The sequence below is a fragment of the Pseudomonas sp. Irchel s3f10 genome (assembly GCF_900187515.1).
In the GTDB taxonomy this organism is placed as follows: domain Bacteria; phylum Pseudomonadota; class Gammaproteobacteria; order Pseudomonadales; family Pseudomonadaceae; genus Aquipseudomonas; species Aquipseudomonas tensinigenes.
In genome coordinates, this window is the sequence record NZ_FYDZ01000002.1 from 373,086 (window position 1) to 386,934 (window position 13,849).

Annotated in this window: 11 protein-coding genes; 2 read left to right on the forward strand and 9 right to left on the reverse strand. The window is 57.9% G+C overall.

Annotated elements, in window-relative coordinates; translation table 11 throughout:
- Nucleotides 1-23: 23 nt before the first annotated feature.
- The 9 genes from bamA to rpsB all read right to left on the reverse strand — a co-directional run bounded on the left by bamA (nt 24) and on the right by rpsB (nt 9,941).
- Nucleotides 24-2,399, reverse strand: coding sequence for an outer membrane protein assembly factor BamA (gene bamA, locus CKW17_RS06910; RefSeq protein WP_038357906.1), 2,376 nt, complete (start codon nt 2,397-2,399; stop codon nt 24-26).
- Between the two features lie 74 nt (nt 2,400-2,473).
- Nucleotides 2,474-3,826: a sigma E protease regulator RseP gene (rseP, locus tag CKW17_RS06915; RefSeq protein WP_095119289.1), complete on the reverse strand. Its 1,353-nt coding sequence runs from the start codon at nt 3,824-3,826 to the stop codon at nt 2,474-2,476.
- A 54-nt stretch (nt 3,827-3,880) separates the two neighbouring features.
- Nucleotides 3,881-5,071, reverse strand: coding sequence for a 1-deoxy-D-xylulose-5-phosphate reductoisomerase (ispC, locus tag CKW17_RS06920; RefSeq protein ID WP_095119290.1), 1,191 nt, complete (start codon nt 5,069-5,071; stop codon nt 3,881-3,883).
- Entirely contained in the window at nt 5,068-5,874 is an 807-nt protein-coding gene (locus tag CKW17_RS06925; RefSeq protein ID WP_095119291.1) for a phosphatidate cytidylyltransferase, read from the reverse strand. The genes ispC and CKW17_RS06925 overlap by 4 nt, the downstream gene beginning before the upstream one ends.
- A complete protein-coding gene (gene uppS, locus CKW17_RS06930) occupies nt 5,874-6,629 on the reverse strand; it encodes a polyprenyl diphosphate synthase (RefSeq protein ID WP_007908854.1) in 756 nt (251 codons plus the stop codon). Before uppS ends, CKW17_RS06925 begins: the two co-directional genes overlap by 1 nt.
- 14 nt (nt 6,630-6,643) lie before the next feature.
- Nucleotides 6,644-7,201, reverse strand: a complete 558-nt coding sequence (frr, locus tag CKW17_RS06935; protein ID WP_007908855.1) for a ribosome recycling factor — start codon at nt 7,199-7,201, stop codon at nt 6,644-6,646.
- Nucleotides 7,198-7,941, reverse strand: coding sequence for a UMP kinase (pyrH, locus tag CKW17_RS06940; RefSeq protein ID WP_003222124.1), 744 nt, complete (start codon nt 7,939-7,941; stop codon nt 7,198-7,200). The genes frr and pyrH overlap by 4 nt, the downstream gene beginning before the upstream one ends.
- A gap of 208 nt (nt 7,942-8,149) precedes the next feature.
- Nucleotides 8,150-9,013, reverse strand: coding sequence for a translation elongation factor Ts (gene tsf / locus CKW17_RS06945; protein ID WP_095119292.1), 864 nt, complete (start codon nt 9,011-9,013; stop codon nt 8,150-8,152).
- A 190-nt stretch (nt 9,014-9,203) separates the two neighbouring features.
- A complete protein-coding gene (rpsB, locus tag CKW17_RS06950; protein WP_003222119.1) occupies nt 9,204-9,941 on the reverse strand; it encodes a 30S ribosomal protein S2 in 738 nt (245 codons plus the stop codon).
- Between the two features lie 373 nt (nt 9,942-10,314).
- Between rpsB and map the strand changes: the two genes are divergently transcribed.
- Together map and CKW17_RS06960 are read left to right on the forward strand one after the other, a co-directional pair.
- Nucleotides 10,315-11,097 (forward strand): type I methionyl aminopeptidase, encoded by a 783-nt coding sequence (gene map / locus CKW17_RS06955; protein WP_095119293.1) that lies wholly within the window; start codon nt 10,315-10,317, stop codon nt 11,095-11,097.
- 43 nt (nt 11,098-11,140) lie between these two features.
- On the forward strand, nt 11,141-13,843 hold the full coding sequence (locus CKW17_RS06960) for a [protein-PII] uridylyltransferase (RefSeq protein WP_095119294.1): 2,703 nt from the start codon (nt 11,141-11,143) through the stop codon (nt 13,841-13,843).
- The last annotated feature ends 6 nt before the right edge of the window (nt 13,844-13,849 follow it).

The following is a 13,849-nucleotide window of genomic DNA, read 5'->3' on the forward strand; positions in this document are numbered from 1 at the left end:
TGTCGTTATCTTGGGTCAGACGCTTAGAACGTCTGGCCGAGGGAGAATTGGAACACTTGAGTTTCAGCCTCATCCGGCTTCTTGATCGGCATGGCCAACGCGAAGCTCAGAGGACCCAGTGCGGTGACCCAGGTCACACCCACACCCACGGAACTGGCCATGTTGCTCAGGCTGATGTCGTTGCACTTGGTGTTCGACGTCGAGCCGTTCGCATTGGTAGTGTCCTTGCACTGCGAGTCAAATACGTTACCCACATCCCAGAAAACAGAAGTGCGCAGGGAACGCTGATCTTTCACGAACGGCAGCGGGAACAGAACCTCGACACCACCCTGGATCAGGACGTTACCACCGAACGGCAGCGGATCCTGGTCCGGGTCAGCCAGCGTGCCCGGGTTGGTACCACGGCTCGGCGTACTGCGTGGGCCGAGAGTGCTGTCCTTGAAGCCACGAACCGAGTTGAAACCACCAGCATAGTAGTTTTCATAGAATGGCAAGCCATCGGTTCCGCCGTATCCGTCGCCATAACCCAGCTCGGTGTGCAGACGCAGGGTGTAGTTCTCGCTGATTGGCTGGAACAGTTGACCGCGGTAATCAAGTTTGTAGAACGACAGGTCGCTGCCCGGCACTGTGGTTTCCAGGGTCAGACTCTGGGAACGACCACGGGTCGGCAGTACGCCTTTGTTCAGAGTCGACTCGGACCAGCCGGCCGAAGCCTTGAAGTTCAGGTACTTGTCGCCTTCCTTGTTAACGAAGTCGAAAATCTCGTCAACGGTATAGGTACCGGTCTTGATCTCGTCCTGTTGAACCGACAGGCCAAAGGTCAGACGCGAAGTCTCGCTGATCGGGTAGCCAACGTTCACGCCGGCACCCAGGCTGTCTACCGCATAGCTCGCTACGTCGACGTCGAGGTCTTTGTAGTCAGTGGTGCGATAGAACGCGTTGTAACCCAGGCTCACGCCATCGGCGGTCCAGTACGGGTCAACGTAACCGAAGTTGTAGCGGCTCTGGTATTCGCTGCGGGTCAGGCCGATGCTGACGCGGTTACCGGTACCGAGGAAGTTGTTCTGGGTGATCGAACCACCAAGGATCAGACCGGCACTCTGGGCGAAACCGACACTGGCGGTAATCGAACCGGAAGCCTGTTCTTCAACGGCGTAGTTCACGTCAACCTGGTCGTCGACACCCGGAACAGCCGGAGTTTCAACGTTGACCTCTTTAAAGAAGCCCAGACGCTCAAGACGGGTCTTGGATTGGTCGATCAGGTAAGTCGAAGCCCAGCCGCCTTCCATCTGACGCATTTCACGGCGCAGCACTTCGTCTTCGGACTTGGTGTTGCCACGGAAGTTGATGCGGTTGACGTAGGCGCGCTTGCCCGGATCGACAGCGAACAGGATATCGACGGTGTGATCTTCATCGTGCGGCTGAGGTACGCCGTTGACGTTGGCGAAGGTGTAACCCTCGTTACCCAGACGACGGGTGATCAGCTCGGAGGTGGTGGTCATCAGTTTGCGCGAGAACACCTGACCCTTCTGCACCAGCAGCAGGGACTTGACCTGATCTTCAGGGACTTTCAGATCACCACTGAGTTTGACGTCACGAACGGTGTACTTCTCGCCTTCGGTGACGTTGACAGTGATGTAGACGTGTTTTTTGTCCGGGGTGATCGACACCTGAGTCGAAGCGATATCCATGTTGATATAGCCACGATCCAGGTAGTAGGAACGCAGACGCTCCAGGTCACCGGACAGTTTTTCACGGGCGTACTTGTCATCGTTCTTGAAGAACGACAGCCAGTTGGTGGTCTTCAGTTCGAACAGGTCGGTCAGGTCTTCCTCAGGGAAAACCGTGTTGCCCACCACGTTGATGTGCTGAATCGCCGCAACGGTACCTTCGTTGATCTTCACTTTCAGGCCGACGCGGTTACGCGGTTGCGATACCACTTCGGTATCGACCGTAGCCGAGTAGCGACCTTGCGCGACGTACTGACGCTGCAGTTCGTTACGCACGCCCTCAAGCGTGGCGCGCTGGAAGATCTCGCCTTCGGCCAGACCGGATTGCTTGAGACCTTTCATCAGGTCTTCAGTCGAGATCGCCTTGTTGCCTTCGATTTCGATACTGGCGACCGACGGACGCTCGACGACCGTGATGACCAGAACGTTGCCTTCGCGGCCCAGCTGGATATCTTGAAAGAAACCGGTTTTGAACAACGCACGAGTGGATTCCACCAGGCGACGATCATCCGCCTGCTCACCGACGTTCAACGGCAAGGCACCAAAGACGCTACCCGCGGAGACCCGCTGGAGGCCATTGACGCGAATATCAGAGATAGTGAAGGACTCGGCGTGAACTTCGGCGATCATCAATACGGTGAGAACCGCAGTTAGCAGCAGACGTTTCATGAAGTCCTTTCTTATTCCAACTGGCAATAAACAAACTGCCGCAAAATGCGGCAGATTCGCAATTCAGCGAAGCGTTACAGTCGACCCAGATCGTTGACCAGAGCAAGCAACATCACCCCGACCACCAAACTGATACCGATCTGTATCCCCCAACCTTGCACCCGATCCGACAAGGGACGACCACGCGCCCACTCGATCAGATAAAACAACAAATGCCCCCCATCCAGTACAGGAATGGGCAGCAAATTCAGAACGCCCAGGCTAATACTCAGATAAGCAAGGAAATTCAGGAAATCAGCGACGCCCGACTGGGCAGAAGCGCCCGCCACTTTAGCAATGGTTATCGGTCCACTCAAGTTTTTTACCGAGAGCTCGCCGAACAGCATTTTCTTGAGTGAATCCAGCGTCAGAATGCTCATGGTCCAAGTGCGTCGGGCACCCTCGCCAATCGCGGCCAACGGCCCATAACTGACCTCACGGATCATTTCCGGTGGCCAGTCGACAGCTTTCACGCCTGCGCCCAGATATCCGCTTGGCGATTTGCTTTCACCACGCGCAGCCAAGGTCACAGGGACATCGATTTGAGCACTGTCACGCTCGATGCGCAGCATGATTTTGGTATCAGGACGCGTACGAACGGTATCGACCACTTGCTGCCAGTCATTCAGCGCCTGACCATCAAGGGCCAACAGTCGATCACCGGTTTTCAGACCGGCGGCCTGGGCCGGGCCTTTCGGATCAAGCTCAGCAAGCACCGGCGGCAAGGCCGGACGCCATGGGCGAATACCCAGAGAGCGAATCGGGTCCGGCTCATCAGCACCCTTGAGCCAGTTATCCAGCTTCAGCTCACGCGGCGTATCCGCAGTCGAACCCTGCTCACGCACCAGCAATTGCAGAGAACCGCTTTCACCAAGGCGTCGTACCAATTGCAAATTGACAGCCGCCCAACCGGAAGTCGGCTCACCATCGATCGCGACGATTTCCTCACCGGCGCTCAAACCGGCACTGGCGGCGATGCTGCCGGACTCAACCGCACCGATGACCGGACGCACCTGCTCGCTGCCAAGCATGGCCAATACCCAGAAGAACACCAACGCCAACAGAAAGTTGGCAATGGGGCCGGCCGCAACAATGGCGATACGCTGACGTACGGATTTGCGGTTGAAGGACTGATCAAGCTGATCGACCGGCACTTCACCTTCGCGCTCATCGAGCATCTTGACGTAACCGCCCAGCGGTATCGCCGCGACCACAAACTCCGTGCCCTGCTTGTCATGCCAGCGCAGCAGCGGCATGCCGAAGCCTACGGAAAAACGTAGAACCTTGACGCCACAGCGACGCGCGACCCAGAAGTGGCCGAATTCGTGAAAGGTGACCAGCACACCCAAGGCGATCAGGGTGCCGGCAATCATATAGAGCGCGCTCATCTACTTTCTCCGCAAACCTGTTCAGTGCCGCGTGTAGCCATTGTGTTGCAAATTCTATCGATCGTGACGCTTCAACCACTGCCCGGCCAGCACTCGCGCCTTGGCATCTGCCGTAAACACGGCTTCGAGATCTGCCAGCGCAACCACCGGCTCGAGATCCAAGACCTCCTCGATGATACTCGCGATTTCCAGGTAACGGACCCGTCCGTCGAGAAACGCTGCCACCGCCACTTCGTTGGCCGCATTGAGCATCGCCGGCGCACTGTCGCCAGCCTCGGCAGCTTGACGTGCCAGACGCAGGCACGGGAAGCGCCCTTCATCCGGCGCTTCGAAGTCCAGCCGCGCGATGGCGAACAGATCCAGCGGTGCCACACCGGAGTCAATGCGCTCCGGCCAGGCCAGGGCGTTGGCGATCGGCGTACGCATATCGGGATTGCCCAACTGCGCCAGCACCGAGCCGTCGACATAATCAACCAACGAGTGAATCACGCTCTGCGGGTGGATCACTACCTCGACTTGCGAGGGTTTGGCATCAAACAACCAACAGGCCTCGATCAGTTCGAGACCTTTATTCATCATGCTGGCCGAATCGACCGAAATCTTGCGCCCCATGGACCAGTTCGGGTGTGCACACGCCTGCTCAGGTGAAACATGCGCCATTTCACTCATCGGCGTCTGTCGGAACGGTCCGCCAGAGGCTGTGAGTAAAATCCGACGAACACCGACCGAACTCAGCCCACGGGCAAAATCCTGTGGCATGCATTGGAAAATTGCGTTGTGCTCGCTGTCGATCGGCAGCAACACCGAACCGCTCTTGCGCACCGCCTGCATGAACAAGGCGCCAGACATCACCAGCGCTTCTTTATTGGCCAGGAGAATCTTCTTGCCGGCCTCGACGGCCGCCAGGGTCGGACGCAGGCCTGCCGCACCAACGATCGCCGCCATCACCGCATCGACTTCCGGAGCAGCAGCGACCTGACACAGGCCCTCCTCCCCCACCAGTACGCGGGTCGGCAAACCGGCGGCGCGCAAATCGTCCTGCAAACCGCGCGCAGCGACCGCCTCTGGCACCACGGCAAATTGCGGCACGTGACGCACGCACAAGGTGAACAGCTCACTCAGACGCGTGAAACCACTCAACGCAAAAACCTGATAACGCTCAGGATGACGAGCAATGACATCAAGCGTGCTCAGACCGATCGAGCCCGTCGCGCCCAGAACGGTAATCTGCTGAGGGCGACTCACGGTGCAGCCATCCACAACAGCACGGCAAACACCGGAATTGCCGCGGTAAGACTGTCGATGCGATCAAGCACGCCGCCATGGCCGGGCAGCAGATTACTGCTGTCCTTGATGCCGGACTGACGCTTGAACATGCTTTCGGTCAGGTCGCCGACAACGGAGATGAAGACGATCAGCGCAGCGCCGATCAAGCCTTTAAGCAGTTCGGCGACGGTCCAGTCACGCACAAAAGCGACAATGGCGGTAATCACCAGACTCAGCGCCAGACCACCGTAGACGCCTTCCCAGCTCTTGCCCGGACTGACTTGCGGGGCCAGCTTGCGCTTGCCGAACTTGCGACCAGAGAAGTAAGCACCGATATCAGCACCCCAGACCAGCACCATAACGGCCATGATCAGCCAGTTACCCAGCGGGTACTGCTTGATCTGCACCAGACCTTGCCAGGCCGGCAGCAGAATCAGCAGGCCGATGACCAGTTTGGTTGCCGCACTGGACCAATGCACGCTGGAGCGCGGATAGGTCAGCACCAGCCAGGTCGCCGCCGCCCACCACAACACAGACGCACCCAGCACCCAAGGGGCAAGCCCGGGCAGGATGTACATGATGAACAACATGAACGCGACCACGGCGGCAAAACCCACGCGGAACGCTTGCCCGGTGAAACCAGCCAGACGCGCCCATTCCCAGGCACCCAAAGTCACAACCAGACCGATAAACAAGGCAAAACCGGAACCTTCGAGCAGGAAAAACCCGCACAAGGCGATCGGCAGCAGGATCAGCGCAGTGATGATTCGTTGTTTAAGCATTAAACCCGGGCTCCAGCTTCAACCTGTTCGCTCGTTTTACCGAAACGACGCTGGCGCGAAGCGAAATCGGCCAGCGCATTGCGCATGGCATCGTGTTTGAAGTCCGGCCAGAACAGGTCGGAGAAGTACAGCTCGGCGTAAGCCAGCTGCCACAGCAGAAAGTTGCTGATGCGGTGCTCGCCACCCGTGCGGATGCACAGATCCGGCAACGGCAGATCACCGGTTGCCAGACAGGTTTGCAACAGATCCGGAGTGATGTCTTCCGGGCGCAGGTGCCCGGCCTGGACTTCACGCGCCAGACGCTGGGCCGCCTGTGCAATATCCCACTGACCACCATAATTGGCGGCGATCTGCAGGATGAAACGATTGGCACCCGCCGTCATCGCTTCAGCTTCACGCATTGCTGCCTGAAGCTCCGGATGAAAGCGTGAGCGATCGCCAATGATGCGCAGGCTGATGTTGTTGTCGTTGAGGCGCTTGGCTTCGCGCCGCAGCGCCTTGAAGAACAGGTCCATCAAGGCACTGACTTCATCGGCCGGGCGCTGCCAGTTCTCACTGGAAAACGCGAACAGGGTGAGCACTTCGACCTTGGCCTCAGCGCACACCTCAATCACCGCACGCACAGCATCCACGCCCGCCTTATGCCCGGCGACACCTGGCATAAAGCGTTTTTTCGCCCAGCGATTGTTGCCATCCATGATGATCGCGACATGGCGCGGCACCGCGGACGGCGCAGTCTGCTTGGTCTTGTCCATTAAAAGCTCGAACCTTATACGGCCATCAGATCCGCTTCTTTTTGCTTGGTAGCCGTGTCGATATCAGCCTCGGCCTTGTCGGTGAGCTTCTGAATATCGGCAGCGGCACGACGCTCTTCGTCTTCGCTGATTTCTTTGTCCTTGACCAGTTTCTTCAGCTCGCCCAAGGCGTCACGACGGATGTTGCGCACGGCAACACGAGCGTCTTCAGCAGCACTGCGCGCCTGCTTGGTGAAGCCCTTGCGGGTTTCTTCAGTCAGGGCAGGCATGGAGATCAGCAGCAACTCGCCCAGGTTGGTCGGGTTGAGGTTCAGACCAGCGCTCTGGATTGCTTTGTCGACTGCGGCGAGCATGTTGCGCTCGAACGCAACGACCTGCAGGGTGCGCGAGTCTTTAACGGTGATGTTCGCCACTTGGGTGATGGAGGTGTCTGCGCCGTAGTACGGCACCATCACGCTGCCCAGAATGCTTGGGTGAGCCTTGCCGGTACGAATCTGACCAAATGCGTGGGCCAGAGAGTCCAGGGATTTCTGCATGCGCTCTTGAGCGTCTTTCTTGATTTCGTTGATCATTGTTGACCTTCCTCGATCAGGGTGCCTTCAGCGCCGCCATGGACGATGTTCAGCAGGGCACCGGGCTTGTTCATGTTGAATACGCGCAGCGGCATCTTGTGGTCGCGGCACAGGCAAATAGCGGTCAGATCCATCACGCCCAGCTTGCGATCCAGTACTTCATCATAAGTCAGATGATCGAACTTCTCGGCATGCGGGTCTTTGAACGGGTCAGCGGTGTAGACGCCATCGACCTTGGTCGCTTTCAGCACGACGTCGGCATCGATTTCGATTGCGCGCAGGCAGGCTGCCGAATCCGTGGTGAAGAACGGGTTGCCGGTACCGGCAGCGAAGATCACGACGTCTTTGGAGTTCAGGTGACGCATGGCTTTGCGGCGATCGTAGTGATCGGTCACACCCACCATGGAAATGGCCGACATCACGATGGCCGAGATATTGGCACGTTCCAGCGCATCGCGCATGGCCAGGGCGTTCATCACAGTGGCCAGCATGCCCATGTGGTCGCCTGTGACCCGATCCATACCGGCTTTGCTCAAAGCTTCGCCGCGGAACAGGTTGCCACCGCCGATCACCAGACCGACCTGTACGCCGATGCCGACCAGCTGGCCGACTTCCAGCGCCATCCGATCCAGCACTTTTGGATCGATCCCGAACTCTTCCGAGCCCATCAGGGCCTCGCCGCTAAGCTTGAGTAGAATGCGTTTATAGCGAGCCTGATAACCACTGCCCTGCTGAGCCATTGCGAATCTCTCCTGCGGCGTATTTAAAATTCTTTGCGAGCTGTTTACAGCTGGCGTTCACTCTAGCTTGGCGCTGCTTCAGCGCCATCGGAACATGGCTTTGTAAGTCAGTTCCAAGTGGAAACCAATAAAAAATTGGCAACCCCATCTGAAAAGAGGCTGCGCGCGTTAGCGGGCAGCCTCTTTCGGCGACAGTTGAAAAACCGTCTTACTGCTTGGCGGCAGCCAGCTGGGCAGCAACTTCTTCAGCGAAGTTGTCTACTGGCTTCTCGATGCCGTCGCCCACTTTGTAGTAGGTGAAGGAAACGATTTCTGCGCCGCCTTTCTTGGCCAGCTCGCCAACCTTGATTTCAGGGTTCTTGACGAACGCTTGCTCAACCAGGCTTGCTTCTGCCAGGAACTTGCTGATACGGCCTTTGACCATGTTCTCAACAATGTTTTCTGGCTTGCCTTTGATCTTCTCTTCGTTCAGCTGCAGGAACACAGCTTTTTCACGCTCGATCGCTTCAGCCGAAACTTGCGAAGGCAGCAGGAACTCAGGGTTGCTTGCAGCAACGTGCATCGCGATGTCTTTGGCCAGCTCGACGTCACCGCCTTTCAGAGCCACAACAACACCGATCTTGTTGCCGTGCAGGTACGAACCTACAACGTCAGCTTCGATACGGGCCAGACGACGGATGTTGACGTTTTCGCCTACTTTGGCAACCAGCGCTTCACGAGCAGCTTCTTGCGAAGCGATCAGCGGAGCAGCGTCGGTCAGCTTGTCAGCGAAAGCTTTTTCAACGCTGGCAGCAACGAAGTTCTTGAAGTCGTCTTGCAGAGCCAGGAAGTCGGTCTGCGAGTTCACTTCCAGGATAACGGCAGCTTTACCGTCGTCCTTGATTGCGATTGCGCCTTCGGCGGCAACGTTGCCAGCCTTCTTCGCAGCCTTGATCGCCCCCGAAGCACGCATGTCATCAATGGCTTTTTCGATGTCGCCGTCAGCCTTTTCCAGGGCTTTCTTGCAGTCCATCATGCCTTCGCCGGTACGCTCGCGCAGTTCTTTAACCAACGCTGCAGTAATTGCTGCCATTTTCAAATTCCTCTTGGATAGGTTTTCAACCATTCCACCCGATCGAACGGGCGTTCAATTCTTCCCGAACCACCCTTGTTAGCTGCCGCACATTACAAACAGTGCCGTGGGCGCCGACAAATGGTTTTCGAGGTGGCAAAAAGGGGGCCAAGCCCCCTTTTTGCTTACTGAGTCAACGCCAGGGCGTTAATTACTCAGCTGCAGCCTGAGTTTCTTCAGCTGCGAATTCTACAGTGCCGCCAGCAACATTGTTGCGACCACGGATCACTGCGTCAGCCATCGAACCCATGTACAGCTGGATAGCGCGAATGGCGTCATCGTTGCCTGGGATGATGTAGTCAACGCCTTCCGGGCTGCTGTTGGTGTCGACAACGCCGATTACCGGGATGCCCAGCTTGTTGGCTTCGGTGATCGCGATGCGCTCGTGGTCAACGTCGATCACGAACAGTGCGTCTGGCAGACCGCCCATGTCCTTGATGCCGCCCAGCGAACGATCCAGCTTCTCAAGATCACGGGAGCGCATCAGCGCTTCTTTCTTGGTCAGCTTGGCGAAAGTACCGTCTTCGGCTTGAACTTCAAGGTCACGCAGACGCTTGATGGAAGCACGAATGGTTTTGAAGTTGGTCAGCATGCCGCCCAACCAGCGGTGATCGACGTACGGCGAACCGCAACGTGCTGCTTCTTCAGCAACGATCTTGCCAGCGGAACGCTTGGTGCCGACGAACAGAATCTTGTTTTTGCCCTGGGCCAGACGCTCTACGAAAGTCAGAGCTTCGTTGAACATTGGCAGGGTTTTTTCAAGGTTGATGATGTGAATCTTGTTACGCGCGCCGAAAATGTACTTACCCATTTTCGGATTCCAGTAACGGGTTTGGTGACCGAAGTGCACACCGGCCTTCAGCATATCGCGCATATTGACTTGGGACATGATAGTTCCTTAATAAGTCGGGTTTGGCCTCCACGTATCCCAATGACCAACCAGTGGCATAAAGCCAAAAGCACCCAGGTCATCGTGTCGACACGTGTGTGGATTTAAGCTTTTCGGGGTATCCCCGGAAAGCGGCGCATTTTATACCACAGGGTGCGCAGAAACGGAACCCGGAATCTGTATTCGCACCAAGGACATGGGCGCAGTCCCCTTGGAATCGGCCCCGAACGCACCATTGTATAGAGAGAAGCGATGCACGCGGGCGCTGAATTGCGCCGTGCGTCTGTTAGAATCGCGTTTTTCAGGGTCGCCGATCGAACACCTGCCACCCTATTTGTATCAGCAAGCGCCGCCGAGCGCAGAGAGAGCCTGTATGACCGTCAACCTCAAAACCCCCGAGGACATCGCTGGCATGCGCGTCGCCGGCAAACTGGCCGCCGATGTGCTGGAAATGATTGCCGAACATGTCAAACCGGGCGTCACCACCGATGAGCTGAACCAGATCTGCCACGATTACATCGTCAATGTGCAGCAAGCCATCCCTGCCCCGCTCAACTACAAGGGCTACCCGAAGTCGATCTGCACCTCGATCAACCACGTGGTCTGCCATGGCATCCCGAATGACAAGCCGCTGAAAAACGGCGACACCCTGAACATCGACGTCACCGTCATCAAAGACGGCTACCACGGCGACACCAGCCGCATGTTCCATGTCGGCGAAGTGCCGGTCTGGGCCGAGCGCCTGTCGCAGATCACTCAGGAATGCATGTACAAGGCGATCGAGATCGTCAAACCCGGCTGCCGCCTCGGCGACATCGGCGAAGTGATCCAGAAGCACGCCGAGAAGAACGGTTTCTCGGTGGTTCGCGAGTTCTGTGGTCACGGCATCGGCAAGGTCTTCCACGAAGAACCGCAGATCCTGCACTACGGCCGCGCCTGCACCGGCATGGAACTGAAGGCCGGCATGACCTTTACCATCGAACCGATGATCAACCAGGGCAAGGCCGACACCAAGGTATTGGGCGATGGCTGGACCGCAATCACCAAGGACCGCAAGCTCTCGGCCCAGTGGGAACATACTTTGCTGGTCACCGACACCGGCTACGAGATCTTCACCCTGCGCGCCGATGACACCATCCCACGCATCTCGGCCTGATTCACATAACGCTCCCAGCCTTGTATAGAAGGAAAGCCAATCGATGCCGCAGGTGGATCCCGAACTCTTCGACCGCGGCCAGTTCCAGGCTGAACTGGCCCTGAAAGCGAGCCCTATCGCGGCGTTCAAGAAGGCGATCCGCCAGGCTCGCGACGTCCTTGATGCGCGTTTTCGCAGTGGCCGTGACATCCGCCGCCTGATCGAAGACCGCGCCTGGTTCGTCGACAACATCCTGCAAAAGGCTTGGGAGCAGTTCAACTGGAGCGAAGACGCCGATATCGCGCTGGTCGCGGTCGGCGGCTATGGCCGTGGCGAGCTGCACCCCTATTCCGACATCGACTTGCTGATCCTGCTGGACAGCGCCGATCACGAAGTTTTCCGCGATTCCATCGAGCGTTTTCTGACGCTGTTGTGGGACATCGGCCTGGAAGTCGGCCAGAGCGTGCGCTCGGTCGATGAATGCGCCGAAGAAGCCCGCGCTGATCTCACTGTTGTCACCAACCTGATGGAAAGCCGCACCATCTGCGGTCCCGAGCGTCTGCGCCAGCGCATGCTTGACGTCACCAGCACCGCCCACATGTGGCCAGCCAAGGAGTTTTTCCTGGCCAAACGTGCCGAGCAAAAGGCCCGCCACCACAAGTACAACGACACCGAATACAACCTGGAACCCAACGTCAAAGGTTCGCCCGGGGGCCTGCGGGATATCCAGACGATTCTGTGGGTGGCCCGGCGTCAGTACGGCACCCTGAACCTGCGCGCCCTCGCCGGCGAAGGCTTCCTGGTCGAGAGCGAAAACGCCCTGCTCGCCTCCTCTCAGGAATTTCTCTGGAAAGTGCGCTACGCCCTGCACATGCTCGCCGGTCGCTCAGAAGACCGCTTGCTGTTCGATCATCAACGCACCATCGCCGGCCTGCTGGGATTTGAAGGTGACGACGCCAAGCAGGCCGTCGAAAACTTCATGCAACAGTATTTCCGCGTGGTGATGAGCATTGCCCAGCTCAGCGACCTGATCATCCAGCACTTCGAAGAAGTCATCCTCGCGCCGGAAGACGAAGCGCCGCCGCAACCGATCAACTCGCGCTTCCAGTTGCATGACGGCTACATCGAGGCACGTAACGACAACGTGTTCCGCCGCACACCGTTCGCCATGCTGGAAATTTTCGTGCTGATGGCGCAGCAACCGGAAATCAAAGGCGTGCGCGCCGACACCATCCGCTTGCTGCGCGAGCATCGTCACCTGATCGACGACAACTTCCGCAATGATATCCGTAACACCAGCCTGTTCATCGAACTGTTCAAGTGCAAGATCGGCATCCATCGCAATCTGCGGCGGATGAACCGCTACGGCATCCTCGGCCGTTATTTGCCGGAGTTCGGTTTTATCGTCGGGCAAATGCAGCACGACCTGTTCCACATCTATACGGTCGATGCGCACACGCTGAACCTGATCAAACACCTGCGCAAGTTGCAGTACACCCAGGTCTCGGAGAAGTTTCCGCTGGCGGCCAAGCTCATGGCAAAACTGCCCAAGCCCGAGCTGATCTATATGGCGGGCCTTTATCACGACATCGGTAAAGGCCGGCATGGCGATCACTCGGAGATCGGCGCGGTCGATGCCGAAGCGTTCTGCCAGCGCCATCAATTGCCGGTGTGGGACAGCCGGCTGATTGTATGGCTGGTGCAAAACCACTTGGTGATGTCGACCACCGCCCAGCGCAAGGACTTGTCCGATCCGCAGGTGATCCACGATTTCGCTCAGGCGGTTGGCGATGAAACCCGCCTCGACTATCTCTATGTGCTGACCGTGGCCGACATCAACGCGACCAACCCGACGTTGTGGAACTCCTGGCGCGCCAGCCTGTTGCGCCAGCTCTACACCGAGACCAAACGCGCCTTGCGCCGTGGCCTGGAAAACCCTGTGGATCGCGAAGAACAGATCCGCCAGACCCAAAGCGCTGCACTGGACATTCTGGTACGTGGCGGCACTGACCCGGACGATGTCGAGCAATTGTGGGCGCAACTGGGTGATGACTATTTCCTGCGCCACACCGCCGGCGATGTCGCCTGGCACAGCGACGCCATTCTTCAGCAGCCCGTCAATGGCGGGCCGCTGGTGCTGATCAAGGAAACCACCCAGCGCGAGTTCGAGGGCGGTACGCAGATTTTCATTTATGCACCGGATCAGCACGACTTCTTCGCCGTGACCGTGGCGGCGATGGATCAGCTCAACCTGAACATTCACGACGCCCGTGTCATCACGTCCAGTAGCCAGTTCACCCTCGACACCTACATCGTGCTCGACAACGAGGGCGAATCGATCGGCGACAATCCGGCACGGGTCAAGCAGATCCGCGAAGGCTTGACCGAAGCCCTGCGCAATCCCGACGATTACCCGACGATCATTCAACGCCGCGTGCCGCGCCAGCTCAAGCACTTCGCCTTTGCGCCGCAGGTGACAATTCACAACGATGCTCAGCGACCGGTGACCGTGCTGGAATTGACCGCGCCCGATCGCCCGGGCCTGTTGGCGCGGATCGGCGGGATTTTCCTCGAGTTCGACCTGTCGCTGCAGAACGCCAAGATTGCGACCCTGGGCGAGCGCGTGGAAGACGTGTTCTTCATCACCGACGCCCACAATCAACCGTTGTCCGACCCGTTGCTGTGCAGCCGTTTGCAGGATGCGATCGTTGAGCAACTGAGCGTCAATCAGGAACCTGATATCAAATTGTCGCGCATCAGTATTTGATGGCGC

Bases quoted from the DNA above. Each gene is read 5' to 3' on its own strand.
- bamA (WP_038357906.1), bottom strand. From the start codon at position 2,399: ATGAAACGTCTGCTGCTAACTGCGGTTCTCACCGTATTGATGATCGCC.
- rseP (WP_095119289.1), bottom strand. From the start codon at position 3,826: ATGAGCGCGCTCTATATGATTGCCGGCACCCTGATCGCCTTGGGTGTG.
- CKW17_RS06925 (WP_095119291.1), bottom strand. From the start codon at position 5,874: ATGCTTAAACAACGAATCATCACTGCGCTGATCCTGCTGCCGATCGCC.
- uppS (WP_007908854.1), bottom strand. From the start codon at position 6,629: ATGGACAAGACCAAGCAGACTGCGCCGTCCGCGGTGCCGCGCCATGTC.
- frr (WP_007908855.1), bottom strand. From the start codon at position 7,201: ATGATCAACGAAATCAAGAAAGACGCTCAAGAGCGCATGCAGAAATCC.
- pyrH (WP_003222124.1), bottom strand. From the start codon at position 7,941: ATGGCTCAGCAGGGCAGTGGTTATCAGGCTCGCTATAAACGCATTCTA.
- tsf (WP_095119292.1), bottom strand. From the start codon at position 9,013: ATGGCAGCAATTACTGCAGCGTTGGTTAAAGAACTGCGCGAGCGTACC.
- rpsB (WP_003222119.1), bottom strand. From the start codon at position 9,941: ATGTCCCAAGTCAATATGCGCGATATGCTGAAGGCCGGTGTGCACTTC.
- map (WP_095119293.1), top strand. From the start codon at position 10,315: ATGACCGTCAACCTCAAAACCCCCGAGGACATCGCTGGCATGCGCGTC.
- CKW17_RS06960 (WP_095119294.1), top strand. From the start codon at position 11,141: ATGCCGCAGGTGGATCCCGAACTCTTCGACCGCGGCCAGTTCCAGGCT.